This is a genomic window from Pseudomonas sp. TAE6080 (assembly GCF_018732265.1).
Taxonomy (GTDB): Bacteria; Pseudomonadota; Gammaproteobacteria; order Pseudomonadales; family Pseudomonadaceae; genus Aquipseudomonas; species Aquipseudomonas brenneri.
The window spans coordinates 80,961-107,556 of record NZ_JAHIDY010000007.1; the positions used below are offsets into that span (position 1 = coordinate 80,961).

Here is a 26,596-nt window from a genome sequence, read left to right on the forward strand (position 1 = left end):
GATATGGGCCGGCTCATTTACTTTTCCGCCGACCGGTGGCACCCAGGGCGAGCAGCCGTAGCTGGGATTCGGCCAGCACCGCGCGCTTGTCGACTTTGTCGAGTTTCTTCCAGGCCCGGATCTCGCGCTTGCTGCGCCCGCAGCCGACGCAGATATCGTCGCTGAATTTACAGATGTTGATGCAGGGGTCTTTGGTGGAGCTCATCACTACCTCACTGCACAGGGCTTTTCTGTGGGAGGGGTCAGTCTTCGAATTCACGGCGTTCGTTTTCGATGGCTTCGGCCAGTGCCCGGGCTTCGGCCTCTTCGTCGCTCAACTCGGGTTGTTCAAGGGCTGCGACGGCTGCCAGCAGTTTTTCGCGGGCGGCCGCAACGCCGAGGATGTCTTCCTCAGGCTCAGGTTCGACCTCAGGCGCCGTTTCAACGTTCACCGGCGCCTCAGGCTCTGCTGCCCCATCGCGCAGCAAGTCATCAAAGTCGGTCTTGATCCCCAGCTCCATATCGTCCAGCTCCAACAGCAGCGTATGGAAACTGGTCTCGTCCTTCGGTTCTTCCGGCTCGGCACTGGCATCAGCCAGTTCCTGCAAGCCAGCCGGCACCGGCGCGTCGTCGAAATCGAGCACCGGTTCGGCCTCGATCTCGCGCAGTTCGGCCAGCGGCGGCAGGTCGTCGAGGTTCTTCAGGTTGAAGTGATCGAGAAACACCTTGGTGGTGGCAAACATCGCCGGTTTGCCCGGCACGTCGCGGTAACCGACGATACGGATCCACTCGCGCTCCAGCAGCGTCTTGACGATATGGCTGTTGACCGCCACACCGCGCACGTCTTCGATCTCGCCACGGGTGATGGGTTGGCGGTAGGCAATCAGCGCCATGGTCTCCAGCATCGCCCGGGAGTAACGCTGCGGGCGCTCTTCCCACAGGCGCCCGACCCACGGCGAAAACTTTTCGCGGATTTGCAGGCGGTAGCCCGAGGCCACTTCCCGTAGCTCAAAGGCCCGGCCTTCACAGGATTTGCGCAGGATTTCCAGGGCTTTCTTGAACACCGGCGGTTCCGGGCGCTCAGCCTCTTCAAACAGTTCGAACAGGCGTTCCAACGATTGCGGCTTGCCCGAGGCCAGGAGGAAGGCTTCCAACAGCGGTGCCAGTTCGCGGGGTTCAGTCAGATTCATCGATTCAGCTCGTTATTCGGCTCGCGCCCGCACGTGGATAGCCGCAAAAGGCTCATTCTGTACCAACTCGACCAAGGACTCCTTGACCAGCTCAAGGATCGCCATAAAGGTCACCACCACCCCCAGGCGCCCTTCCTCGGCGGTGAACAGCTCGACAAACGGCACAAAACCGCCGCCCTTGAGGCGCTCCAGCACATCACTCATGCGCTCGCGGGTAGACAAGGCTTCGCGGCTGACCTGGTGGCTTTCAAACATATCGCCACGGCGCAGCACCTCGGCCATGGACATCAGCAGCTCTTCCAGACTCACATCCGGCAACAACTTGCGCGCCCGGGCTTCCGGGGCATCGAGCTTGGGCACCACCACGTCACGACCGACACGGCTCAAGCCGTCAATGCCTTCGGCAGCGGCCTTGAAGCGCTCGTATTCCTGCAGGCGGCGGATCAGTTCGGCGCGCGGGTCGTCTTCTTCCGCTTCGATCGTCTCCGAACGCGGCAGCAACATGCGCGACTTGATCTCCGCCAGCATCGCGGCCATCACCAGGTACTCGGCGGCCAGTTCCAGGCGCACCGACTGCATCAACTCGACATACCCCATGTACTGGCGAGTGATTTCCGCCACCGGGATATCGAGGATATTGATGTTTTGTTTGCGGATCAGGTACAGCAGCAAGTCCAGCGGGCCTTCGAAGGCTTCAAGGAACACTTCCAGGGCATCCGGCGGGATGTACAAATCCAGGGGCATTTCCATGACCGCCTGGCCATAGACCATGGCAAATGGCAGTTCTTGCTGGGCGCCGGCCTGGCTGTCGACGGTTTCCACAGACGACATTCAGGCCTCGACCATAAACGGTGTGGGGTCGCCACAACCGACGCGCACCACCTCAGGCTCGCCGTCGGCCAGGTTGATCACGGTAGACGCCTTGTTGCCGCCGTAGCCGCCGTCGATGATCAGGTCGACGTGTTTTTCCAGGAGTTGGCGCATTTCGTAAGGGTCGTACAGCGGCTCGGATTCACCAGGCATGATCAGCGAAACACTCATCAATGGCTCACCCAGTTCCGCCAGCAGTGCCAGGGCAATCGGATGTTCCGGCACACGCAGGCCGATGGTGCGCTTCTTGGGGTGCAGCAGCAGGCGCGGCACCTCACGGGTGGCATTGAGGATAAAGGTGTAGGGCCCCGGCGTATGGGCCTTGAGCAGGCGGAAAGTGCCCGTATCGACCTTGGCGAACAGACCCAGTTGCGACAGGTCGCTGCAAATCAGCGCGAAGTTGTGGTTCTTATCGAGCTCGCGCAGGCGTCTTACGCGTTCCACGGCATTCTTGTCGCCGATCTGACAACCGATCGCGTAGGAGGAATCCGTTGGGTAGATCACCACACCACCGGCGCGAATGATCTCCACAGCCTGTTTGATCAGCCGCGCTTGCGGGTTTTCCGGGTGAATCTGGAAAAATTGACTCACGTTTTCTACCTGTTCAGACGGTGGCGGTAATGGGGTCATGCTTGAATCGCCCCCACAGGAGCGGCAAGTCTTCAGGGACCGGGCGGTATTCGCCAATCTCCGACCAGCCGCCTGGGCCATGGAAATCACTGCCGGCGCTGACCAGCAGACCAAACTCACGGGCAAGAATCGCCAGGCTGCCAACCTGTTCGGCGGGTTGATGCCCATTGACCACTTCGATGGCGTGGCCACCCGCTTGAATATAGTCGCCTATCAGCTTGCGGCGTTTACTGCGGGTGAAATCGTAGTGCCAGGGATGCGCCAAGCTGACCCAGGCTCCTGAAGCGCGCAGGGTGGCCACGGTGTCTTCGAGAGTCGGCCAGTGCAGCTTGACGTCCCCCAGCTTGCCGGCGCCCAGCCATTTGCGAAACGCTTCGGCGCGATCCTTGACGAAACCTTCGCGCACCATCCAGTCGGCAAAATGCGGACGGGCCGGAGCGTTGCCGCTGTCGCCCAGTTCCTGCTGGATCGCACGGGCGCCTTCAAGGGCGTTGGGCATGCCCTTGAGCGCCAGTTTGCGGCTTATTTCTTCGGACCGCAGCCAGCGGCCATCGTGCAACCGGGCGATGGCCTCCACCAGCGGCGGGGCCGTGACGTCGAACCCATAGCCCAACACATGAATGGTCGCACCACCCCAGGTGCAGGACAATTCGACGCCATTGACCAGTTGCATCCCCAGCGCTGTGGCGGCACTACGGGCCTCATCCAGGCCTTCAAGGGTGTCGTGGTCGGTCAACGACAAGACTCGCACGCCTTTTTCAAACGCACGCGCAACCAGTACCGCGGGCGCCAGGGCGCCGTCGGAGGCCGTGCTGTGGCAGTGCAAATCAACATTCACGGGAGTGTGTAACCTCAAGTCAGCTGGCGCTATCGCAACCAAGGATGTTTGTTATTATGCCGCCACATCCAGCTTCTGGCTCTTACTGTGAAACAATTCATCGACTTCATCCCGCTGTTGCTGTTCTTCATCGTTTTCAAAACTGATCCACGGGTCATCGATATCGGCGGCCATGAGCTGTCGTTCGGCGGCATCTACAGCGCCACGGCGGTACTGATCATCAGCTCCCTGGTGGTCTACGGCGCGATCTTCATCTCCCAGCGCAAGCTGGAAAAAAGCCAATGGCTGACCCTCATCGCCTGCCTGGTCTTCGGCGGCCTGACCCTGGCCTTCCACAGCGAAACCTTCCTTAAATGGAAAGCCCCGGTGGTCAACTGGCTGTTCGCCCTGGCCTTTATCGGCAGCCATTTCATTGGCGACCGCCTGCTGATCAAGCGGATCATGGGCCACGCCTTGAGCTTGCCGGAGCCGATCTGGACCCGCCTGAACATCGCCTGGATCCTGTTTTTCCTGTTCTGCGGCGCGGCCAACCTGTTCGTGGCCTTTACCTTCCAGAGCTACTGGGTCGACTTCAAGGTGTTCGGCAGCCTGGGCATGACCGTGGTATTCCTGGTTGCCCAGGGCATCTACCTGTCGCGCCACCTGCATGACACCGACCCTACCACGCCAAAAACCGAGGACTGACATGCTCTACGCCATCATTGCCACCGACGTCGCCAATTCCCTGGAAAAACGCCTGGCCGCGCGCCCGGCCCACGTGGAACGCCTCAAGGCGCTGCAAGCCGAAGGGCGCATCGTGCTCGCCGGCCCGCACCCGGCGGTCGACAGCAATGATCCGGGCGACGCCGGTTTCACGGGCAGCCTGATCGTCGCCGAGTTCGCCTCCCTGGCCGACGCCCAGGCCTGGGCCAAGGCCGACCCGTATGTGGCTGCCGGTGTGTATGCCGATGTCGTGATCAAACCGTTCAAACAAGTCCTGCCTTGATCGATGTAGCGCTGAACCTATTGGGTTCGGCGTACTCCTAATCGCTCATTATTCTCGGTAACCTGCCGACAACGTTCTGAATATTCGTGTGGAATCAGGAGTTCCGATGCGCTTAAGTCAGTTGTGTCTGTTGGCAGTGTTAACGATCGGGGCTACGGCCCATGCTGAAGAAACCTCGAACACCGGCAGTTCAACGCCCCTGTCCTTGAGTGCCGGCAGCCAGGTCACCGAGTTGCAGCAACGCTTGAAAGAAAGCGAACGCCTGCGCGAAGAACTGAGCAAACAATTGCAAACTGCCGATGCCGCCCGCGAGAGTGCGCAGTTGAGCCGGCTGCGCCAGGACAATCAACGCCTTGCCCAACAACTCAAGGAAGCGCAAGGCGGTACCCTGCCACGCTGGCTCACCGATCAGCAGCAGTGGTTCGTGATTGGTGCGGGAGTTGCGCTGGTTGCCCTGCTGTGCGGTATCTTCGCCAGTGGCGGGCATCGGCGCCGTCGACAATGGCTAAATTGAGTGAGTCATGAGCGAGCTGTTACTGATAGATGATGACCAGGAGCTCTGTGAGCTGCTGACCAGTTGGTTGAGCCAGGAAGGGTTCCAGGTACGCGCTTGCCATGACGGCGTGAGCGCACGCCAGGCCCTGGCCGAGGCCGCTCCGGCGGCGGTGGTGCTGGACGTGATGCTGCCCGATGGCAGCGGCCTGGAGTTGCTCAAGCAACTGCGCGCCGACCACCCGGAATTGCCGGTGCTGATGCTCTCGGCCCGGGGCGAGCCCCTGGACCGGATCCTCGGCCTGGAACTGGGCGCCGATGATTACCTGGCCAAGCCATGCGACCCACGCGAACTGACCGCCCGCTTGCGCGCAGTCCTGCGCCGCAGTCACCCGACGGCGGTGTCGAGCCAACTGGAACTGGGCGACCTGTGCTTCAGCCCGGTACGGGGTGTCGTCACCATCGACCATCAGGAACTGACCCTCACCCTGTCCGAAAGCCGCCTGCTGGAAGCCTTGCTGCGCCAGCCAGGCGAGCCGCTGGACAAGCAGGAACTGGCGCAAATTGCCCTGGGCCGCAAGCTGACCCTGTATGACCGCAGCCTGGACATGCACGTCAGCAACCTGCGCAAGAAAATCGGCCCGCATGCCGACGGCCGCCCGCGGATCGTCGCACTGCGCAGCCGTGGCTACTACTACAGTCTTTAAGCGCAGCTACAAGTTACGAGCCAGCGACAAGTGAAAAGCTCTTAGCTTGCCGCTTGTAGCTCGTAACTTGTAGCTGCCCCTTCCTTACTTAAACTTTACCCTGCGCTGACGGCGGCTGACCTTGATCTTTGTAATCTACTCACATCCGGACTCACCGGAACCGAGACAAGGAGAAACACCATGCGCAAGACCCTTATCGCTTTGATGTTCGCTGCCGCCCTGCCTACCGTCGCCATGGCCATGCCAGAAGGCCAAGGCCCGATGGGTGGTCCAGAAGGCCATATGATGGGCGGCCCGGCCCATGGCGGTGAACACGGCATGCGCGGCAAAGGCGGCCCTTTCAGCCAACTGGACCTGACCCGCGAACAGCGCCAGCAGATCGGTAAATTGATGGGCGAGCAACGCGAAGGTCGCCAGCAACTGGTCAAGAAATACCTGGATAAACTGCCGGCCGCCGAGCAGAAAGCCATGAACGACGAAATGGCCGCCGCCAAGCAGAAAACCCAGGCCGATATCCGCGCCCTGCTCAAGCCCGACCAGCAGAAGAAGTTCGACGAAATGGCGAAAAAACGCGCCGAGCGTAAAGCCGAATGGCAGCAGTTCCAGGCCTGGAAAGCGCAACAACCGCAAAAAGCGCAATAATGCGTTAGCGACCTCCCAGCCCAGTGGCCCGCGCCACTGGGCTTTTCCTGTTTGAGGGTTTCCTGTGCGTTCACTCTTCTGGCGCATCCTTGCCAGTTTCTGGCTGGCCATCGCCCTGGTTGCCGGGCTGTCGATCCTGCTTGGGCATATGCTCAACCAGGACGCCTGGATTCTCAGCCGTCACCCAGGCCTCAATAACCTGGCCGAAGAATGGACCCGGGTCTATGAAACCCAAGGCGAAGACGCCGCCCAGGACTTGCTGCAACAACGCAGGCGCCAGTACCACGTCGATGTGCAGGTGCTCAACGAAAGCGGTGACCCGGTGGTGCGCGGCACCTTCCCGCGCCGCTCCGCCGCCTTCGAAGCCCGCCAACATGACAGCCATGACAGCCGCCTGCCCTGGCGGCGCCTGACGGCCGAATACACCAGTGAACGGACCGGCGACACCTACCTGCTGATCTACCGCATCGCCTTGCCGGAACTGGACGCCTGGCACCGCAGCAGCCTGCTCTGGCCCTTTAGTGCGCTGGCGATCGCGCTGGTGGTACTGACCCTGTTCAGCCTGCTGGTGACCCTGTCGATCACCCGCCCCCTCAGCCGCCTGCGCGGCGCGGTCCACGATCTGGGCCAGACCACGTACCAGCAAAACAGCCTGGCGCGCCTGGCCAACCGACGCGATGAATTTGGGGTGCTGGCCACCGACTTCAACCGCATGGGCGCGCGCCTGCAAAGCCTTATCGGCAGCCAGCGCCAACTGCTGCGTGATGTGTCACACGAACTGCGCTCGCCCCTGGCGCGCCTGCGGATCGCCCTGGCCCTGGCCGAACGGGCCACCCCTGAGGCACGGGAAAAACTCTGGCCGCGCCTGACCCTCGAATGCGATCGCCTGGAGGCCTTGATCAGCGAGATTCTGGTGCTGGCCCGCGTCGATGCCGACAACGCCAGCCCCGAAGACGTTGACCTCAACCCGCTGCTCAACACCCTGCAAAAAGATGCCCAGCTCGGCGCACCGGAACAGCTCGTGCAGTTGCATGCCGACCCCGTGCTGACACTCAAAGGCTGGCCGCACATGCTGGAACGTGCGCTGGATAACCTGTTGCGCAACGCCCAGCGCTTCAACCCGCCTAACCAGCCGATTGAAATACAGGCCCGTAGCATAGCCGAACAGATTGTGATCAGTGTGCGCGACCATGGCCCCGGCGCCGATGCCGAACACTTGAAGCAATTGGGCGAGCCGTTTTACCGCGCCCCCGGGCAAACGGCCCCCGGCCATGGCCTGGGCCTGGCGATTGCGCGACGGGCCGCCGAACGTCACGGCGGTAGCCTGACCCTGGCCAACCACCCCGACGGTGGATTCATCGCCACTCTGGAATTGCCACTGACGCCTGGGGTTGCAGCACTCCCCTGAAGATCTTCTATGATGGCCCTTCTTGTAAGGAGGGCCGTTGATGACTGATCTGCTCACATCCATCGAGGTTGCACTCGATCTGCCACCCACCGCGCTGACCATCACCGAGGCCGGCGCCCTGCCTTCAACCTTCGCCGTCACTGAACTGGCCTGTGCCAGTATCGGTGCGGCGGGCCAGGCCGTCGCCCGGCTGCTGGAGCAACAGACCGGACGCCTGCCCAGTGTCAGCGTGGACCGGCGCCTGGCTTCATTCTGGTTCTCCAGCTCACTGCGTCCGCTCGGCTGGAGCGTACCGCCGCTGTGGGACCCGATTGCCGGCGACTACGCCTGCGCCGACGGCTGGATTCGCCTGCACACCAACGCTCCCCATCATCGCGCGGCCGCCGAACGCGTGCTGGGCCACGTCGCGGATCGAGCGGCGATGGCGCTCAAGGTAGCCCCCTGGAACGCGGCCAAGCTGGAACACGCGATTATCGATGAAGGTGGCTGCGCAGCACAGATGCGTACATGGCCGGACTGGCAGACCCACCCCCAGGGGTTGGCGGTCAACCAGGAGCCCCTGGTCGCACGCCAGAACTTCGAGGCAGCCAGCAACATCCCCTGGCGCGGCAGCGTGGCGCGCCCGTTGGCGGGGATCAAGGTGCTGGACCTGACCCGCGTGCTGGCCGGCCCCGTGGCCAGCCGTTTTCTCGCCGGCCTTGGCGCCAACGTATTGCGTATCGACGCCCCCACCTGGAACGAACCCGGGGTCGTGCCGGAAATGACCCTGGGCAAGCGCTGCGCGCGCCTTGACCTTAAGACCCCCAACGACCGGCAATTATTCGAGCACTTGCTCAAGGATGCCGACATTCTGTTCCACGGCTACCGGGGCGATGCCCTGGAGCAGTTGGGTTACAACACCGCCGTACTGCAGCAGATTGCCCCTGGCCTGATCGACGTCAGCCTGAACGCCTACGGCTGGAGCGGCCCATGGCGCAATCGCCGGGGCTTCGACAGCCTGGTGCAGATGAGCAGCGGGATTGCCCACGCCGGCATGCAGTGGAAACAGGCGAACAAACCCGTGCCGCTGCCAGTGCAGGCGCTGGATCATGCAACCGGCTACCTGATGGCCGCCAGTGCCATACAGGCGTTGGCCGAACGCCTGCGCAGTGGGCGTGGTGGTTCGTCACGTCTGTCGCTGGCGCGCACGGCGAAGCTGTTGGTCGAGTCGGGAAACCGTGTGGAGCAACCCGCGTTGCGTGAAGAAGATCCGAGCGATCAAGGCCTGGTGGTGGAACAGACGGCCTGGGGCCCGGCTCATCGGCTGCTGGCACCGGTCACTATTACCGGGACACCGCTGCAGTGGGATTTGCCAGCAGGGGAACTGGGCGCGCATCGGGCGCAGTGGTGACCTTGCGATTGTCATCGCGGGCAAGCCCGCTCCTACATTGACTGAGCTGTACAAGATCAACTGTGGGAGCGGGCTTGCCCGCGATGAAGCCCGCACAATCGCTCACAAGCTCAGCACGCCACTGTACAACCCATACGCCGCCAGGCTCGCCCCAGCGATCACACAGCTGAAAATGCCTTTTTCCAACAAGGTAAACAGCGGCTGGCCCTGCTCGCGCTTGGCCTGGGCAAACAGGATCACCCCCGGCGCATACAACAGCGCCGACAGCAGCAGGTATTTCAGGCCACCGGCATACAGCAGCCACACCGCATAACCCAGTGCAATCACTCCAATCAGCAGGTCCTTGAGGCGCGCGCGGTGGGCATTTTCATAGGTTTCGCCACGCCCGCACAGCAGCACGGCATAGGCCGCCGACCACAAATACGGCACCAGGATCATCGACGACGCCAGGTAGATCAGCGTGGTGTAGGTACTAGCGGAAAACAGGGTGATCACCAGGAAAATCTGGATCATCACATTGGTCAACCACAGGGCATTGACCGGCACACGGTTGGCATTTTCCTTTTTCAGGAAGGCCGGCATGGTCTTGTCGTGGGCGGTGGCGTAGAGAATTTCGGCACACAGCAAGGCCCATGACAGCAACGCGCCGAGCAACGACACGGCCAGGCCGATGCTGATCAACATCGCGCCCCAGGGGCCGACAATATGCTCCAGCACGCCCGCCAGGGACGGGTTCTGCAAGTTGGCCAACTCCGGCTGGCTCATGATCCCCAGGGACAACACGTTGACCAGCACCAGCAGCGCCAGCACCCCGATAAAACCGATCACCGTGGCACGCCCCACGTCCGAACGTTTTTCCGCACGGGCCGAGTACACGCTGGCGCCTTCGATACCGATAAACACAAACACGGTGACCAGCATCATGTTGCGCACCTGGTCCATCACCCCGCCGAACTCCGGGTTGCCCAGGCCCCAGATATCGCGGGTGAAAATATCCGCCTTGAACGCCACGGCAGCGATGACGATAAACATCAGCAGCGGCACGATCTTCGCCACGGTGGTGACCTGATTGATAAACGCCGCCTCCTTGATGCCGCGCAGTACCAGGAAATGCACGGCCCACAGCAGCAGCGATGCGCAGCCGATGGCCACCGGCGTATTGCCCTGGCCAAACACCGGAAAAAAATAGCCGAGGGTGCTGAACAGCAACACGAAATAGCCGACGTTGCCCATCCAGGCACTGATCCAGTAACCCCACGCCGAAGAAAACCCCATGTAGTCGCCAAACCCGGCCTTGGCGTAGGCGTACACCCCTGAATCCAGGTTGGGTTTACGGTTGGCCAACGTCTGGAACACAAAGGCCAGGGTCAGCATGCCGATGGCGGTGATGCCCCAACCGATCAGGATCGCCCCCACCTCCGCCCGTGCGGCAATGTTTTGCGGCAACGAGAAGATCCCGCCGCCAATCATCGAGCCCACCACCAGCGCAATCAGGGCGCCGAGTCGAAGCTTTTGTGCCGGTTGCGACATAGGAACTCCTGCAAATCAAACCGTCATTGAGCCAACAACTGTGCACTCGGATAATTTATCTAACGTATTCAGCGTTTATTAGCTATAGCGAATAAAACTGAATGCCTCATAACTTAATGGCATGTCAGCTAATAGAGTTTAGGCCTATTTAGAATTTAAATATGACTTGTCTTCGTGTCACCCAGCGTATTTGGCAAAGCCTGTTGAAAAAGTTTGCACATCTGGGGAAACGGGCTAGCGTCAACCCTTCATACCCTACATACCCTACATACAAATGATTAACCACAACGGACAAAGGCTCTGGAACGCACTTATCCGAACAATTATACGCCTGTAACAACTCAACCATAAGTCATTAATTCGCAATGGAATGTGCCAATGAAGTGATCTGAGTCAGCTGTTTGAATAGCGCACAGTTTTATTCTGTGGTCTCTCTTCTCCTGCATTGGAGTCACGCAATGTCTGAATCTCCCGGAAAACTTCGATTAGGCGCCCTTGTTGCTCTTGTTGTGGGCTCAATGATTGGCGGCGGGATCTTCTCGTTGCCGCAAAACATGGCCGCCAGCGCCGATGTCGGTGCGGTATTGATTGGTTGGGTTATTACTGCCGTGGGTATGTTGACCCTGGCCTTTGTATTCCAGACCCTGGCCAACCGCAAACCTGACCTGGACGGCGGTGTATACGCCTACGCCAAGGCCGGTTTTGGCGACTACATGGGCTTCTCGTCGGCCTGGGGCTACTGGATCAGTGCCTGGCTGGGCAACGTCGGTTACTTCGTGCTGCTGTTCAGCACCCTCGGTTACTTCTTCCCCATCTTCGGCGAAGGCAACACCCCGGCGGCGGTGATTGGTGCATCGGTGCTGTTGTGGGCCGTGCATTTCCTGGTCCTGCGCGGCATCAAGGAAGCAGCGTTCATCAACCTGGTGACCACGGTCGCCAAGGTCGTGCCGCTGGTGCTGTTTGTGTTGATCGCGCTGTTCGCGTTCAAGCTGGACATTTTCACCGCTGATATCTGGGGTGTGAAAAACCCCGACCTGGGCAGCGTGATGAACCAGGTGCGCAACATGATGCTGGTCACCGTCTGGGTGTTCATCGGCATCGAAGGCGCGAGCATCTTCTCGTCCCGTGCCGAAAAACGTTCGGACGTGGGCAAGGCCACTGTCATCGGCTTTATCACCGTGCTGCTGTTCCTGATGCTGGTGAACGTGCTGTCCCTGGGCATCATGACTCAACCGGAACTGGCCAAGCTGCAGAACCCGTCGATGGCCGCCGTGCTGGAACATGTGGTCGGCCACTGGGGCGCGGTGCTGATCAGCGTCGGCTTGATCATCTCGCTGCTGGGGGCGCTGCTGTCATGGGTGCTGCTGTGCGCCGAGATCATGTTCGCCGCCGCCAAAGACCACACCATGCCGGAGTTCCTGCGTAAGGAAAACGCCAACCATGTGCCGGTCAACGCCCTGTGGCTGACCAATGCGATGGTGCAGATCTTCCTGGTGATCACGCTGTTTTCCGCCAGCACCTACCTGTCGCTGATCTACCTCGCCACCTCGATGATCCTCGTGCCGTACCTGTGGTCGGCGGCCTACGCGCTGTTGCTGGCGGTACGCGGCGAGACCTACGAGGCGGCCCTGGCCGAGCGCAAGAAAGACCTGTTCATCGGCGCCATCGCCCTGATCTACGCGGTCTGGCTGCTGTATGCCGGTGGCACCAAGTACCTGCTGTTGTCCGCCCTGCTCTACGCCCCTGGCGCGATCCTGTTCGCCAAGGCCAAGCGTGAATTGGGCAAACCGATTTTCACCAACGTCGAGAAGCTGATTTTCGCCGCAGTGGTCATTGGCGCCCTGGTGGCGGCCTATGGGCTCTACGACGGCTTCCTGACCCTGTAACACCCTCACTGTTTATGTTCACTGGAGGATCTGTAATGACCACGGAAAAAGTTAAGTACGGCGTACATTCCGAAGCCGGCAAACTGCGCAAAGTCATGGTGTGTTCCCCAGGTTTGGCCCACCAGCGGCTGACCCCCAATAACTGCGACGAACTGTTGTTCGATGACGTGCTCTGGGTCGCCCAGGCCAAGCGGGACCATTTCGACTTCGTCACCAAGATGCGTGAGCGGGACATCGATGTGCTGGAAATGCACAACCTGCTGACCGACATTGTCGCCATCCCCGAAGCGCTGGACTGGATCCTGGAGCGCAAGATCACCGCCAACACCGTTGGCCTGGGCCTGGTCGATGAAGTCGGCTCGTGGCTGCGCAGCCTGGAGCCGCGCAAGATCGCCGAGTTCCTGATCGGTGGCGTATCGGCCGATGACCTGCCAAGCAGCTTCGGTGGCAAGACCATCGAGATGTTCCGCGACTTCCTCGGCCACTCAAGCTTCATCCTGCCGCCGCTGCCCAACACCCAGTTCACCCGTGATACCACGTGCTGGATCTACGGCGGCGTGACCCTCAACCCGATGTACTGGCCGGCGCGACGTCAGGAAACCCTGCTGACCACCGCCATCTATAAATTCCATCCTGAGTTCACCAACGCCGATTTCCAGATCTGGTACGGCGACCCTGACCTGGAACACGGGGCCTCCACGCTGGAAGGCGGCGACGTGATGCCGATTGGCAACGGCGTGGTCTTGATCGGCATGGGCGAGCGCACGTCCCACCAGGCCATCGGCCAACTGGCGCGCAACCTGTTCAAGAACAAGGCGGTGGAACGAGTGATCGTTGCCGGCCTGCCGAAATCCCGCGCAGCGATGCACCTGGACACCGTGTTCAGCTTCTGCGACCGCGACCTGGTGACCATCTTCCCCGAAGTGGTCAACCAGATCGTTGCCTTCACTTTGCGCCCTGACGAAAGCAAGCCCCACGGCATCGATATCCAACGCGAGAAAACCAACTTCCTCGACACCGTGGCCGCCGCCCTTGGCCTCAAGGCCCTGCGTGTAGTGGAAACCGGCGGCAACAGCTTCGCCGCCGAACGCGAGCAGTGGGATGACGGCAACAACGTGGTGGCCGTGGAGCCTGGCGTGGTGATCGGCTACGACCGTAACACCTACACCAACACCCTGCTGCGCAAGGCCGGCGTGGAAGTGATCACCATCAGCGCCGGTGAGCTCGGCCGCGGCCGTGGCGGTGGCCACTGCATGACCTGCCCGATCATCCGCGACCCTATCGACTACTAAACGACCATCTACCCGGCGGCGCTTACCGAGTGCCGACCGGGCCGATTACCGAATCCAAGGAGAATCATCATGGCGTTCAACATCCACAACCGTAACCTGCTGAGCCTGGAACACCACACCCCGCGCGAACTGCGCTACCTGCTGGACCTGTCCCGCGACCTCAAGCGCGCCAAGTACACCGGCACCGAGCAGCAGCACCTCAAAGGCAACAACATCGCGCTGATCTTCGAGAAAACCTCGACCCGCACCCGATGTGCCTTCGAAGTGGCGGCCTATGACCAGGGCGCCAACGTCACCTACATCGACCCGAACTCGTCGCAGATCGGCCACAAAGAAAGCATGAAGGACACCGCCCGCGTACTCGGGCGCATGTACGACGCCATCGAGTACCGTGGCTTCAAGCAGGAAATCGTCGAAGAACTGGCAAAGTTCGCCGGCGTGCCCGTGTTCAACGGCCTGACCGATGAATACCACCCAACCCAGATGATCGCCGACGTGCTGACCATGCGTGAACACGCTGACAAGCCGATCCACGACATCAGCTACGCCTACCTGGGCGACGCGCGCAACAACATGGGCAACTCGCTGCTGCTGGTCGGTGCCAAGCTGGGCATGGACGTGCGCATCTGCGCGCCAAAAGCCCTGTGGCCGCACGATGACCTGGTGGGTCGCTGCAAAAAATACGCGGAAGAAAGCGGTGCACGCATCACCCTCACCGAAGACCCGAAAGCGGCGGTCAAGGGCGTGGACTTCATCCACACCGACGTCTGGGTGTCCATGGGCGAGCCAGTGGAAGCCTGGGCCGAGCGTATCGAGCAACTGCTGCCGTACCAGGTCAACAGCGAACTGATGAAAGCCACCGGCAACCCACGCACCAAGTTCATGCACTGCCTGCCGGCGTTCCATAACAGCGATACCAAGATCGGCAAGCAGATTGCCGAGCAGTATCCGCACCTGGCCAACGGCATAGAAGTGACCGACGACGTATTCGAGTCCCCGGCCTGCATCGCCTTCGAGCAAGCGGAAAACCGCATGCACACCATCAAGGCGATCCTGGTTTCGACGTTGGCTGATTTGTAATCCAACGCAGCTCCCACTGACTCAGTGGGAGCGAGCTTTATGTGGGAGCTGGCTTGCCTGCGATGCAGTCACCTCGGTCTGCCAGACATATTGAGGTGATGCCATCGCGGGCAGGCCCGGCTCCTACACAAAGCCGGCTCCCACACTTGGTCCAGTGTTCACAAGGCAGAATTCTAGAAGGATTGCATTATGCGTATCGTCGTTGCACTGGGCGGTAACGCCCTGCTCCGCCGTGGTGAACCCATGACAGCGGACAACCAACGCGCCAATATCCGGATCGCCACCGAACAGATTGCCAAGATCCATCCGGGCAACGAGTTGGTGATCGCTCACGGCAATGGCCCGCAAGTCGGCCTGCTGTCGCTGCAAGCCGCCGCCTACACCCAGGTTTCACCGTATCCACTGGACGTGCTGGGCGCCGAAACCGAAGGCATGATCGGCTATATCATCGAACAGGAACTGGGCAACCTGCTGGACTTTGAGGTGCCGTTCGCCACGCTGCTGACCCAAGTGGAAGTGGACGCCAAGGACCCGGCATTCCAGAACCCGACCAAGCCGATCGGCCCGGTGTACTCCAAGGCCGAAGCGGAAAAACTGGCGGCCGAAAAAGGCTGGGCGATTGCTCCAGATGGCGATAAATACCGCCGGGTGGTGGCCAGCCCGCGCCCCAAACGCATCTTTGAAATTCGCCCGATCAAGTGGCTGCTGGAAAAAAGCAGCATCGTGATCTGCGCCGGTGGCGGCGGGATCCCGACCATGTATGGCGAAGATGGCAAGCTCAAGGGCATTGAGGCGGTGATCGATAAAGACCTGTGCTCGTCGCTGCTGGCCTCGCAACTGGAAGCCGACTTGCTGGTGATCGCCACTGACGTGAATGCAGCGTTTATCGACTTTGGCAAGCCAACGCAAAAAGCCATCGGCCAGGCGCACCCGGACGAAATGGAAAAACTCGGCTTCGCCGCCGGCTCCATGGGTCCCAAGGTCCAGGCCGCCTGTGAGTTCGCCCGCCAGACTGGCAAAACCGCAGTGATCGGTTCACTCTCGGACATCGAAGCGATTGTCCAGGGCACCGCCGGCACCCGTATCAGCACGGCAAAACCTGGTATCACCTACTTATAACGACACACCGGGCGGCGCTTGCTGCCGCCCTTCTCCAATGCCTTGTAAAGGAGAGACGCCTATGGCCATTTTTGAACCCGGTCACTTGCATATCGAACGCCATGCGCTGAACAAAGACGACGTCAGCTACGACCTGTGCCTCGACTACGAGGTCGTCACGGATACACACGAAGGGAAAGGCATGCAGTTCACGCTGCATGGCAACATTCAGGGCAAAGACATGAAGGAAACGTTCTTCCTGCCCAAGGATCAGGCTTACAACTTTGCCAGCAACGTGACCAAAATCGCCGAGAAATATGGCATTCCCAAGACACACAGCAGCATCGGTTCGCAACACAAGCATTACGATCTGATGTTCGAAGATGTCAGGCAGCAGTTGGGCATGAAATCGGGTGACCCGGTCAAACCCGAACACCTGGAATAACCCCGGTCCCACTCCCAAGACAGATCAAATGTGGGAGCTGGCTTGCCTGCGATGGCGGTCTATCAGTAACAAATGTGCTGACTGCCACACCGCCATCGCAGGCAAGCCAGCTCCCACATTTTTGATCTCCACCACCTGTCAGGCATACTGGCCGCCTCTCGTTCCCCAGAACTGTCAGCAGCCCCATGCGTATCCACGTCAGCTTCATCGACCGCGTCGGCATTACCCAGGAAGTCCTGGCCTTGCTCGGTGGGCGCAATCTCAACCTGGATGCGGTGGAGATGGTGCCGCCCAACGTCTATATCGACGCCCCGACCCTCAGCGCCGAGGTGCTGGAAGAGTTGCGCGACGCGCTGTTCAGCGTCCACGGCGTGCAAGCGGTGACGGTGGTCGACATCCTTCCTGGCCAACGCCGCCACCTGCAACTCGACGCCCTGTTGGCGGCCATGACCGACCCGGTACTGGCCCTGGACAGCGCCGGCAAGGTGTTGCTGGCCAACCCGGCACTGATTGCCCTCTATGGTCGCGAACCCGCAGGGGAAAGCATCGCCGAACTATTTGACAGCCCAACGCTGCTGGACTCCCTGCTCGAACACGGCTTTCGCCTGCCCCTGCGGGAGATCAGCGTCAACGGCCAGACCCTGCTGCTGGACGCCACGCCGATTACCGATGCGGGCGCGCTGTTGACCTTGTATCAGCCCAACCGCATCGGCGAACGGCTGTCGGCACTGCACCATGACCATGCCGAGGGTTTCGATGCATTGCTGGGCGAATCCCCGGCGATCCGCACCCTCAAGACCCGTGCGCTACGGGTGGCGGCCCTCGATGCCCCGCTGTTGATCCAGGGCGAGACCGGCACCGGCAAGGAGCTTGTGGCCCGCGCTTGCCATGCCATCAGTGCGCGCCACAGCTCACCCTTCCTGGCGCTGAACTGCGCGGCCCTGCCGGAAAACCTCGCCGAAAGCGAGTTGTTCGGCTACGCCCCCGGCGCCTTTACCGGCGCCCAGCGCGGCGGCAAGCCGGGGCTGATGGAGCTGGCCAACCAGGGCACTGTATTCCTCGATGAGATTGGCGAGATGTCGCCGTACCTGCAGGCCAAGCTGCTGCGTTTTCTCAACGACGGCAGCTTTCGCCGGGTCGGCGGCGACCGTGAGATCAAGGTCAACGTACGCATCCTCAGCGCCACCCACCGCGACCTGGAGAAAATGGTCAGCGAAGGTACCTTCCGTGAAGACCTGTTCTACCGCCTCAACGTGCTGAATGTCGAAGTCCCGCCCCTGCGCGAGCGCGACCAGGACATCCTGCTGCTGGCCCGCTATTTCATGCAGCAGGCCTGCGCGCAGATCCAGCGCCCGGTCTGCCGCCTGGCACCGGGCACCTACCCGGCACTGTTGGGCAACCGCTGGCCGGGTAACGTGCGCCAGTTGCAGAACGTGATCTTCCGCGCCGCCGCCATTTGCGAAAGCAACCTGGTGGACATTGGCGACCTGGACATCGCCGGCACCTCGGTCGCCCGCCAGAGCGACGGTGAGGTGGGCAGCCTGGAGCAGGCAGTGGAGAACTTTGAGCGCAGCCTGCTCGAAAAGCTCTACAGCAGTTATCCCTCGACACGCCAGTTGGCCAATCGCCTACAGACGTCCCACACCGCTATCGCCCATCGTTTGCGCAAGTACGGCATCCCCGGCAAACCGTAGGCACAGCCATCACCAGAATACCCGGCGTCCACGCTGTATCACGGCCTCTTTCGCGCGAAAAAACAGCTGCTGGGCCATGGAGGCGCTGATCCGTGAGTAGTAGACAGCGATCACGTCACTGTCGGTCTTGTCGGCCAGGCTTCGAAAACTCATAAAGCGTTGCCCCGGTTTTTTCAGATGACCCGCACTGTATTCCGTACTGGGCGCCTCACGCGTGCGGTAATGAAAATGGGCGTAGGCCAATACCTTGCCCACCATGTCCTTGACCACATATTCCTGCAGGAAATCATGCTCTCGCTTGAGCGCAATACGCCCCTCTATCGCGAGGATTTGCACCTCATTCTGGCTCTTGAGGTAGGCAATCCCCTCTTCATCAGGCGCCAGGCGCTTGACCATCTCGATACGAATCAACCGGCCTTGCGCTATCAGGTGGCTGGAGGCCTGTGACAACTCCTTGAGCAGCGGCGGCAGTGCCTCAGGCGCTTTGTCTGGCCCCTGGGCCTTGCGGATCCTATCAGCTACCGCGTCGATTTTTCCCGCATGCCGCAGCAGCCGTACCTCGACGCTGACGGGCAGACTGGAAACACGTGCTTCGTTGCGGGCCTGCTCAAGGATCGTAGACTGTCGATCCAACAACTTGCGTGCATCTTCCTGGAGTTTTTGCAGGGAGCGCACCGGGCGCACGGGTGGTGTGCTGGCCTCGGTGATTTCCTCGTACTCATCACTGCCAGTTGCCTGTCGAAAGCTCGCCACCACACTCTGATCGACAGGGTTGATGACATCGACAATGTCCTCACTCGCTTGCGGCGTACGGGCACGAACCTGACCGACCAGATACCGGCTCTTGCGGTCACGGATCAAGCGCTTTCCGGAGGCCAGCGAAGGCCCCGGCGCACGCGCGGGAGTGCGCTCACGCTCGCGCAGCAACGCTGCCAGGGATCCTTGCGCTTCATGCTCCAGGGCGTTGATCATGCGATTCAAGCGATCGATGCTGCCCTCAAAAAGCAGGTCAGACGCCATATCGCCATATTCACGCAGGGACGCCTGAGTGTTGTCGTATTCGAGCAGAATCGCGCCATACCCGTCGATGCGCTGTTGCACACTCAACGGGTCGGCCTCCTGCAAGTCTTTTTGTGAATGGACCGATTGGATCGCCTCATCGATCAACGTCCCGATTCGAATGAAATCGTCATATTCCTCAGGCTGCGGCGGCCTGCGCACGATCCCGCCGCCCAATGCCTTCAGCTGCAGGGACTTCCAGTCCAGCGGCGTTCCAAGCGTAGACGGGGACAAGGCTCCAGACTGTGAGCTATAGCCTGGCACCTGGGCCAGCCTGGCATAGTTGTTTCGCTCCAGGATGCTCAAGTCGATGAGCTTCTCGTTGTAGCCGATAATCGTCTGCGTAGCCTGGACAAGCGCGTGGTGCGCAGCCTGCACAACGGCCACATCGTCATGCTCCAGTTGCTCATTCAACTGGCTGCGCCGCTCGCTGGGCAACACCTCGGTCGAGCGTTTTGTAATCAGCATTGCCATTTGCACCCGCAGGTTTTCGACAAGGTCCTCCAACTGCAGGATCTTTTCCGGCTCGAACCGCTCCACCGGTTTGTTGGCGTTTTTTGCAATCAAGGCGTCCAGCTTGTCGAACTGTGCTCGGCTTTGTTTCTCCAGCGCGATTAAATAAAGGTCACGCAGGTCTTGCAGGGATTGATCAAAGAGCTTTTCCGGGTCAGTTCCATGCGCCTCTTTAAAACGATCTTCGGTGGCCGCCACCTCACTTTCGGCCTCCACCAGTCGCGCCGTCGCCTCCTTATAATGACGTTCAAACATCTGGTTCTGGCGCTGGATGTTGGCGCGGCGGCTGGCAGCCGACAGCTTTGGATGCCCACCCAGCAATTGCAGGCCCAGGTCGACTTTCCAGACCCCGTGTGAATCCTTCCTGAGCCAGGGCCCTGAGCGCTGGGGGGATCTCAGATCTACCACCTGCCAACGACCGTCAACCTGTTTGCCCCCATATAACTGGCTGTCAATCAACAGGTAGTCCTCATGACTGACGGTCCCGTCGGCGTGCCGCACCGCGACGCGGCCACGTACGGGGCTGTCTGGCGAGGTGATGGTGGGGGCTCCCGGCCACTGCTCACCACGCCCAGGCGACCAGCGAAAGCTCTCAAGCTGTGCTTGCTGCGCCGGGTCAAGCCGCAACCGTGAGTTGGCCCAGGAAAAGTCCATACCCGTCACATCCGCCAGTGAACGCTGCCAGGCAAAGGTCGATGGCGTCTGCTGAACATGCCTGGCCGGCGCCGTTTCGATCGAGCTGATACTCTGGGGCTTGGTCTCACTCAGCCGCAAGCGCTCATCAAGGTTGACGACAGGGCTCAATAACAGGCCCGCCAGGCTGCCGAGCAACTCGGCCAGGACATTGGCGCGGTCCTCCTGGGTGGCTCCGGCCGGTAACGCCAGCACCGCGCGAAAACTGCCATACACTTGGGACAACCATCCCGCCACCGCCACCAGCCCCCTGAGCATGGGCAGCAAGGCATTGAAGATCTGCCAGAGATTATTCTTGAACAGCGTCCAGCGCAGTGCCTCGTCAGAGATCGAACGTTTTTGCGCGACCTGCCACAGGCCCCTGGCGTTCTCATCAAATACCACCTCAAGAAACACCCCCGGTACAGGCTCGTCACTGAGCAGTGCCGGGCTGGCGGCGGGCTGCTCGCTGTATTCATCGCCCTGTAGAAAACGCTGGACATGGGGGCTTAGAAACCCGCCGTTGCCAAACAGTGCCCGGCTGCTTTCAGTCAGGCGCTCAAGCACCAGCGCCTGTAAGTCACTGCCGGTCCGGGTGATCTCGTCGAGCAGCGCCTGGCGACTGGAGAACTGTTGCAGAGCACTTTCGGCCTGATCGGGTCGATACAGGATATGGGGCAACGCACTGTTATCCCGCGGACCGATGACAAACAGGTTGCTGGCTTTATGGGCAGCCCCGCCGGCATGCGTCAGGAACGCCAGGGGCCGGGCGATAATGACCTGGTTGCCGACTGTGCGCCTGAGCGGATCCTTGTGCAGCAAGGCTTGCACCACCGCAGCGCCTGCGGGAGTAAACCCGTTGCGCCGGCGCAGACAGTTCTCAAGGGCACCCATCGGTAACTGGAGCGCCATCTGTTCGACAAACAATCGACGGCGTCTCGCCGATTCAACCGGGTCCGACACCAAGGCCTGCTTGAGCAGCGCGGGGTAATGCTTGCCCACATCAACTTTTTCGATGAGCTTTTTCAGATATGCCGGTTTAATCCACCCGGCAGGCACCTGACCCGGCGCGGCCTGATGGCTGATCTGCACGCGGGCGTAGGGGGTGGCGAAGGGGTTTTCCAACGACCATAAGGTCAGGGTATTTGCATTGCGTTGCGTCCAGCCTACCGTTGCACCTTGGGTACGCTCAAATGTCAGCAGGTAATCATCCGGATTGATCGCCACCTCTTGCGGGTAATCCCGGCGCATCTGGCGTTGCAGCGCTTTGCGGGCATACACGTCAATCGGGTCCAGGCCGTCGAGGAACGATGCACCACCCGTACGTTTTTGCAGGTGTGCCAGGCGCTCAAGCCATTGGCCGTAGGTTTGCCGGTCAGCGGGGCTGGCCACCTGTAACCATATAGGCAACTGTTCTTCGTGCGGCTGCTGGACATAGTCAGCATCGAACCAGACCTCGGGGTCAGTGAGTTTGCGCAGCAGGCGCTTGTAGCTGTCGACATCGGGCAGCGCCGACCAGTCGACCCGTTTCAGCGCCCTGAACTGTCTCTCCAGCAAGGCTTGGGCCTGCGCATCGAAGGCATCGCCTTGAGGCTCCCGGAGTACCCATTTGACCAGCCGGCCAGGGGTGTAATTGCTCATGTAGCGAGGCAGCAAATTGCCCAGTTCGTCCAGCACGCTGAGCTTGAGCACGCTCATCGCGGGAACATAGACCAGGTTGACCTGCTGCTGTGCTACCTGACGCTGCAGGACCAGCAGCGGCAGCCATTCGCCCGGCTGGCCCTCGTGGCCGGCATAAACTTGATAAATCCGCAGCACGTGAGCACCACCCAGCGCCTGGCGGTCCACCTTGTGCGCCCATAGCTCCTGCGGCCCGTCTCCCAGACCCAGCAGCTTTGTCCTTTCCTCTGCCGTCAGCGGTGGGTTCTGCCGCGCCGTGAGCAAGCACTTGCGCAATTGCCTGCCCACGGCGCCCCAACGACTCAACACGGGGTCGTCGGGTACAGGAGCGTTCCAATAGGCCAATAGCCTTGTGTTAAAGCCATCGAGCAATTCGGGCGCCAGGGCGTTGAGCATGAACTCAATATCATCCACTGATACCACATCGGTAAGCGGTACGAGGCCATGGGTTATCGAGCTGACCAACACATAATGGTGACCTGCCACATAATTGAGAACCTCACCGCTCATGCAGCGCTTGATCAAGGCGTCACTCAAGGTCGTGAGCTGTGCATAACGGGCACCATCGGCCTGGATTGGCTGCCTCACGCCAATCCAGGTGCTACTGGCCCGCAGGCGGGAGGTCGTGAACCAATCGTTGATCCAGTCCTGGATCATGGACTCGGCCACCTGCATCAACGTCGGGCGCTGGGTGAACAGGCGCCTGAGATAGTCGCGGGAAACCTGTACCTGTGAAGTCCCCTGAATTGCCCCAGTTGAATTGCTCATGCTGCACGTCCTAATGTTCGATGAAGGCAAAATAAGCCGCCCTCTACCGCAGCGTGCGCTACATAAATGTCCTGGCATACGTACACAGCCACAGCTGGCCGTAGTGAAATCGATACAATGGAACGATTTCAATACACCCATGATTCGCCTTCGTTATGCAAGGCTTTGATCCAGATAGGCTTTTTTCTCCCGTGGATCCGTAGCGATTTCGCTACAGACGTGTTGATCAAACACTTATAGAAATAATCTATGTGATTGATTTATAACAATAAAGTTTTATTGGCCGCGTTTTTGCTAGGGACTTTCTCATTCCAATCCCGTCCACCAGACGATTCTGGCCCTGAGGAGTTTCCATGAGCGAATTGCGTTTTACTGAAGATCACGAATGGCTGCGCGCCGAAGCCGACGGTAGCGTCACCGTGGGTATCACCGCGTTCGCGCAAAACGCGCTGGGTGATGTGGTTTTCGTACAACTGCCTGAGCTGCAGGCCTACGACAAGGGCGCTGAAGCGTCCACCGTGGAGTCGGTAAAAGCCGCCAGTGGCGTGTACATGCCCTTGGACGGTGAAGTCCTGGAAGTGAACCCCGCGCTGGAAGACAGCCCGGAGCTGGTCAACGAAGACCCAATGGGCGCTGGCTGGTTCTTCCGCTTTAAACCGGCCGATGCTGACGCAGTGGCTAAGCTGTTGGATCAGGATGCGTACGACCGCCTGATCAAAGCCAACGCCCAAGCTTGAGGAGCGCGCCATGACTGTTAATTTGAGCACCGCCAACGAATTTATCGCCCGTCACATCGGCCCGCGCCAGGACGATGAGCGGCAGATGCTCGCGACCCTGGGCTTCGATTCCCTCGAAGCCTTGAGCGCCAGCGTGATCCCGGAAAGCATCAAGGGCACTGCGGTGCTGGGCCCAAGCGACGGTTTGAGTGAAGCGGATGCCCTGGCCAAGATCAAGGCCATCGCCGGCAAGAACCAACTGTTCAAGACCTATATCGGCCAGGGTTACTACAACTGCCACACGCCGTCGCCGATCCTGCGCAACCTCCTGGAAAACCCGGCCTGGTACACCGCCTATACCCCGTACCAGCCAGAAATTTCCCAGGGTCGCCTGGAAGCGCTGCTGAATTTCCAGACCCTGATCAGCGACCTCACCGGCCTGCCAATCGCCAACGCTTCCTTGCTCGACGAAGCCACCGCCGCTGCCGAAGCCATGACCTTCTGCAAGCGCCTGAGCAAGAACAAGAGCAGCAATGCATTCTTCGCCTCGATCCACAGCCACCCGCAAACCCTCGACGTGTTGCGCACCCGTGCCGAGCCACTGGGCATCGATGTGGTGGTGGGCGATGAGCGCGAGCTGACCGACGTCAGCCCGTTCTTCGGCGCCCTGCTGCAATACCCGGCCAGCAACGGTGATGTCTTTGACTACCGCGAACTGACCGAACGCTTCCACGCCGCCAACGCCCTGGTGGCGGTGGCCGCCGACCTGCTGGCCCTGACCCTGCTGACCCCACCGGGTGAGTTCGGTGCCGACGTGGCCATTGGCAGCGCCCAACGCTTCGGCGTGCCGCTGGGTTTTGGTGGCCCGCATGCGGCGTACTTCTCCACCAAGGATGCGTTCAAGCGCGATATGCCGGGCCGTCTGGTCGGTGTATCGGTGGACCGTTTCGGCAAGCCGGCCCTGCGCCTGGCCATGCAGACCCGCGAGCAGCATATCCGCCGCGAGAAGGCCACCAGCAACATCTGCACCGCCCAAGTGCTGCTGGCCAACATCGCCAGCATGTACGCCGTGTACCACGGCCCTGAAGGCTTGACCCAGATCGCCCAGCGCGTGCACCAGTTGACCGCGATCCTGGCCAACGGCCTGACTACCTTGGGTCTTAAGGTCGAGCAGGAAAACTTCTTCGACACCATCACCCTCAACACCGGCGCCAACACCGCAGCCCTGCACGACAAGGCCCGCGCCGTGCGCATCAACCTGCGTGTTGTGGATACCGATCGCCTGGGCCTGTCGGTGGACGAAACCACCACCCAAGCCGACATTGAAACCCTGTGGAGCGTGTTTGCCAGCGGTAAAGCCCTGCCGGACTTCGCCGCCCTCGCCGCCAGCGTCGACAGCACCCTGCCCGCCACGCTGCTGCGCCAGTCGCCAATCCTCAGCCACCCGGTGTTCAACCGTTATCACTCGGAAACCGAGCTGATGCGCTACCTGCGCAAGCTGGCCGACAAGGACCTGGCACTGGACCGCACCATGATCCCGCTGGGCTCGTGCACCATGAAGCTCAACGCCGCCAGCGAAATGATCCCGGTGACCTGGGCCGAGTTCGGCGCCCTGCACCCGTTCGCCCCGGCCGCACAAAGCGCCGGCTACCTGCAACTGACCAGCGAACTGGAAGCCATGCTCTGCGCGGCCACCGGCTACGACGCCATCTCCCTGCAACCGAACGCCGGTTCCCAGGGTGAATACGCCGGCCTCCTGGCAATCCGTGCCTATCACCAGAGCCGTGGCGAAGAACGCCGCGACATCTGCCTGATCCCATCGTCGGCCCACGGTACCAACCCGGCCACCGCCAACATGGCCGGCATGCGCGTGGTCGTCACCGCGTGCGACGCCCGCGGCAACGTGGACATTGAAGACCTGCGCGCCAAGGCTATCGAGCATCGCGAACACCTCTCCGCGCTGATGATCACCTACCCGTCGACCCACGGCGTGTTCGAGGAAGGCATCCGCGAAATCTGCGGGATCATCCACGACAACGGCGGCCAGGTGTATATCGACGGCGCCAACATGAACGCCATGGTCGGCCTGTGCGCCCCTGGCAAGTTCGGCGGCGACGTGTCCCACCTGAACCTGCACAAGACCTTCTGCATCCCCCACGGTGGTGGCGGCCCGGGCGTTGGCCCGATTGGCGTCAAGTCGCACCTCACGCCGTTCCTGCCCGGCCATGCGGCCATGGAGCGCAAGGAAGGCGCGGTGTGCGCGGCACCATTCGGCAGCGCGAGCATTTTGCCGATCACCTGGATGTACATCAGCATGATGGGCGGCGCGGGCCTCAAGCGCGCTTCGCAGTTGGCGATCCTCAATGCCAACTACATTTCCCGTCGCCTGGAAGAACACTACCCCGTGCTGTACACCGGCAGCAACGGCCTGGTGGCCCACGAATGCATCCTCGACCTGCGCCCGCTCAAGGACAGCAGCGGTATCAGCGTCGATGACGTGGCCAAGCGCCTGATCGACTTTGGGTTCCATGCACCGACCATGTCGTTCCCGGTCGCCGGCACCTTGATGATCGAGCCGACCGAAAGTGAATCCAAGGAAGAACTGGACCGTTTCTGCGACGCCATGATCGCCATCCGCTTCGAGATCCGCGCAGTGGAAAACGGCACGTTGGACAAGGATGACAACCCACTGAAGAACGCACCGCACACGGCAGCTGAAATCGTCGGCGAATGGAGCCACCCGTACAGCCGCGAACAGGCGGTGTACCCGGTAGCGTCGTTGATCGAAGGCAAGTACTGGCCGCCGGTTGGCCGGGTCGACAACGTGTTTGGCGATCGCAACCTGGTGTGCGCGTGCCCGTCGATCGAGAGCTACGCCTGATCTGACTGAGTGAATACGGTCAAAAATGTGGGAGCGGGCTTGCTCGCGAATGCGGTGGTTCAGTCACCTAATGTATCAACTGACAGACCGCTTTCGCGAGCAAGCCCGCTCCCACAGTTTCACCGAGTCCACCTGACACATAATAAGAAAC

At 60.8% G+C, this 26,596-nt stretch carries 22 protein-coding genes; 15 read left to right on the forward strand and 7 right to left on the reverse strand.

Going from position 1 to position 26,596, the window contains the following annotated elements; translation table 11 throughout:
* Nucleotides 1-13: 13 nt before the first annotated feature.
* Genes KL786_RS07685 through KL786_RS07705 form a run of 5 tightly spaced genes read right to left on the reverse strand, consistent with a single transcriptional unit; the run spans nucleotide 14 to nucleotide 3,507 of the window.
* The gene (locus tag KL786_RS07685; RefSeq protein ID WP_215517224.1) at nucleotides 14-205 is read right to left on the reverse strand and encodes a DUF1289 domain-containing protein; all 192 of its coding nucleotides are present in this window, start codon (nucleotides 203-205) and stop codon (nucleotides 14-16) included.
* A gap of 37 nt (nucleotides 206-242) precedes the next feature.
* Nucleotides 243-1,169 carry an SMC-Scp complex subunit ScpB gene (scpB, locus tag KL786_RS07690; RefSeq protein ID WP_215517225.1) on the reverse strand — a complete coding sequence of 309 codons (927 nt, stop codon included), beginning with the start codon at nucleotides 1,167-1,169 and terminating at the stop codon, nucleotides 243-245.
* A gap of 12 nt (nucleotides 1,170-1,181) precedes the next feature.
* Nucleotides 1,182-2,000 carry a segregation and condensation protein A gene (locus KL786_RS07695; protein ID WP_032862534.1) on the reverse strand — a complete coding sequence of 273 codons (819 nt, stop codon included), beginning with the start codon at nucleotides 1,998-2,000 and terminating at the stop codon, nucleotides 1,182-1,184.
* Nucleotides 2,001-2,630, reverse strand: a complete 630-nt coding sequence (locus tag KL786_RS07700; protein ID WP_032862533.1) for an L-threonylcarbamoyladenylate synthase — start codon at nucleotides 2,628-2,630, stop codon at nucleotides 2,001-2,003. It abuts the gene before it with no gap.
* A gap of 13 nt (nucleotides 2,631-2,643) precedes the next feature.
* Nucleotides 2,644-3,507 (reverse strand): PHP domain-containing protein, encoded by an 864-nt coding sequence (locus KL786_RS07705; RefSeq protein ID WP_032862532.1) that lies wholly within the window; start codon nucleotides 3,505-3,507, stop codon nucleotides 2,644-2,646.
* Nucleotides 3,508-3,594: 87 nt separating this feature from the next.
* On the opposite strand from KL786_RS07705, the gene KL786_RS07710 reads away from it, so the two are divergent.
* From KL786_RS07710 to KL786_RS07740, 7 genes are all read left to right on the forward strand, one after another.
* Entirely contained in the window at nucleotides 3,595-4,191 is a 597-nt protein-coding gene (locus KL786_RS07710) for a septation protein A (RefSeq protein WP_032862531.1), read from the forward strand.
* A 1-nt stretch (nucleotide 4,192) separates the two neighbouring features.
* Complete coding sequence (locus KL786_RS07715; RefSeq protein WP_065944014.1) at nucleotides 4,193-4,492, forward strand: YciI family protein; 300 nt, start codon at nucleotides 4,193-4,195, stop codon at nucleotides 4,490-4,492.
* Between the two features lie 106 nt (nucleotides 4,493-4,598).
* Nucleotides 4,599-5,006: an SH3 domain-containing protein gene (locus tag KL786_RS07720; protein ID WP_215517226.1), complete on the forward strand. Its 408-nt coding sequence runs from the start codon at nucleotides 4,599-4,601 to the stop codon at nucleotides 5,004-5,006.
* 7 nt (nucleotides 5,007-5,013) lie between these two features.
* Nucleotides 5,014-5,691 carry a response regulator transcription factor gene (locus KL786_RS07725; protein ID WP_032862528.1) on the forward strand — a complete coding sequence of 226 codons (678 nt, stop codon included), beginning with the start codon at nucleotides 5,014-5,016 and terminating at the stop codon, nucleotides 5,689-5,691.
* A gap of 180 nt (nucleotides 5,692-5,871) precedes the next feature.
* The gene (locus tag KL786_RS07730; protein WP_215517227.1) at nucleotides 5,872-6,333 is read left to right on the forward strand and encodes a Spy/CpxP family protein refolding chaperone; all 462 of its coding nucleotides are present in this window, start codon (nucleotides 5,872-5,874) and stop codon (nucleotides 6,331-6,333) included.
* Between the two features lie 64 nt (nucleotides 6,334-6,397).
* On the forward strand, nucleotides 6,398-7,741 hold the full coding sequence (locus tag KL786_RS07735; RefSeq protein ID WP_215517228.1) for a sensor histidine kinase: 1,344 nt from the start codon (nucleotides 6,398-6,400) through the stop codon (nucleotides 7,739-7,741).
* A 40-nt stretch (nucleotides 7,742-7,781) separates the two neighbouring features.
* Nucleotides 7,782-9,131 carry a CoA transferase gene (locus tag KL786_RS07740; protein WP_215517229.1) on the forward strand — a complete coding sequence of 450 codons (1,350 nt, stop codon included), beginning with the start codon at nucleotides 7,782-7,784 and terminating at the stop codon, nucleotides 9,129-9,131.
* A gap of 102 nt (nucleotides 9,132-9,233) precedes the next feature.
* Here KL786_RS07740 and arcD (KL786_RS07745) read toward each other — a convergent pair whose 3' ends face one another.
* The gene (gene arcD / locus KL786_RS07745) at nucleotides 9,234-10,661 is read right to left on the reverse strand and encodes an arginine-ornithine antiporter (protein ID WP_032862524.1); all 1,428 of its coding nucleotides are present in this window, start codon (nucleotides 10,659-10,661) and stop codon (nucleotides 9,234-9,236) included.
* 458 nt (nucleotides 10,662-11,119) lie between these two features.
* Here arcD (KL786_RS07745) and arcD (KL786_RS07750) point away from each other — a divergent pair, with 458 nt between their 5' ends.
* The 6 genes from arcD (KL786_RS07750) (at nucleotide 11,120) to gcsR (ending at nucleotide 18,156) form a co-directional block, all read left to right on the forward strand.
* Entirely contained in the window at nucleotides 11,120-12,547 is a 1,428-nt protein-coding gene (gene arcD, locus KL786_RS07750) for an arginine-ornithine antiporter (RefSeq protein WP_029296320.1), read from the forward strand.
* 35 nt (nucleotides 12,548-12,582) lie between these two features.
* Nucleotides 12,583-13,839, forward strand: coding sequence for an arginine deiminase (gene arcA / locus KL786_RS07755; protein WP_032862523.1), 1,257 nt, complete (start codon nucleotides 12,583-12,585; stop codon nucleotides 13,837-13,839).
* A 69-nt stretch (nucleotides 13,840-13,908) separates the two neighbouring features.
* Nucleotides 13,909-14,919 carry an ornithine carbamoyltransferase gene (locus KL786_RS07760; RefSeq protein ID WP_065944009.1) on the forward strand — a complete coding sequence of 337 codons (1,011 nt, stop codon included), beginning with the start codon at nucleotides 13,909-13,911 and terminating at the stop codon, nucleotides 14,917-14,919.
* Nucleotides 14,920-15,108: 189 nt separating this feature from the next.
* Entirely contained in the window at nucleotides 15,109-16,038 is a 930-nt protein-coding gene (gene arcC, locus KL786_RS07765) for a carbamate kinase (protein WP_032862521.1), read from the forward strand.
* Nucleotides 16,039-16,099: 61 nt separating this feature from the next.
* Nucleotides 16,100-16,462 (forward strand): DUF5064 family protein, encoded by a 363-nt coding sequence (locus KL786_RS07770; protein WP_215517230.1) that lies wholly within the window; start codon nucleotides 16,100-16,102, stop codon nucleotides 16,460-16,462.
* Nucleotides 16,463-16,647: 185 nt separating this feature from the next.
* Nucleotides 16,648-18,156, forward strand: coding sequence for a transcriptional regulator GcsR (gcsR, locus tag KL786_RS07775; RefSeq protein WP_215517231.1), 1,509 nt, complete (start codon nucleotides 16,648-16,650; stop codon nucleotides 18,154-18,156).
* Between the two features lie 9 nt (nucleotides 18,157-18,165).
* Here gcsR and KL786_RS07780 read toward each other — a convergent pair whose 3' ends face one another.
* The gene (locus KL786_RS07780; protein WP_215517232.1) at nucleotides 18,166-22,848 is read right to left on the reverse strand and encodes a dermonecrotic toxin domain-containing protein; all 4,683 of its coding nucleotides are present in this window, start codon (nucleotides 22,846-22,848) and stop codon (nucleotides 18,166-18,168) included.
* Between the two features lie 353 nt (nucleotides 22,849-23,201).
* Between KL786_RS07780 and gcvH the strand changes: the two genes are divergently transcribed.
* Both gcvH and gcvP read left to right on the forward strand, forming a co-directional pair.
* A complete protein-coding gene (gene gcvH / locus KL786_RS07785) occupies nucleotides 23,202-23,585 on the forward strand; it encodes a glycine cleavage system protein GcvH (RefSeq protein WP_154842460.1) in 384 nt (127 codons plus the stop codon).
* 10 nt (nucleotides 23,586-23,595) lie between these two features.
* Nucleotides 23,596-26,445: an aminomethyl-transferring glycine dehydrogenase gene (gcvP, locus tag KL786_RS07790; RefSeq protein ID WP_215517233.1), complete on the forward strand. Its 2,850-nt coding sequence runs from the start codon at nucleotides 23,596-23,598 to the stop codon at nucleotides 26,443-26,445.
* Nucleotides 26,446-26,596: the final 151 nt, after the last annotated feature.